The 268-nt window shown below is 42.5% G+C and carries 1 pseudogene; it reads right to left on the reverse strand.

The features are described from left to right. Positions 1–268 (reverse strand): annotated as a pseudogene (locus tag RTW80_RS29440) (AAA family ATPase); the annotation flags it as partial.

The raw sequence follows: 268 nt of genomic DNA on the forward strand, positions 1-268 counted from the left end.
GGGTCTAGTTGGCAGATAAACTCGTTTTCAATATGATAGGTTTCATTCACAAACTTGCGAATGACACGGTTATCGGCCTCAGGTTCCAGTAGTCGGAACACCTGAAGTTTTTCATAGCCATTCGTGCAGCTTCGATATAACGACAGAATTTTGTCAGGATCATTCAGCAAGCTGAGCATATGGGGGTAATCAAAACCAAAAATATTTTTAGTGATTAAACTGCATCCATTAAGGAAGCTCTCCGGGTCCATCATCGGGTACCCTGTTC

This window comes from Escherichia sp. AM3 (genome assembly GCF_032029835.1).
In the GTDB taxonomy this organism is placed as follows: domain Bacteria; phylum Pseudomonadota; class Gammaproteobacteria; order Enterobacterales; family Enterobacteriaceae; genus Escherichia; species Escherichia coli.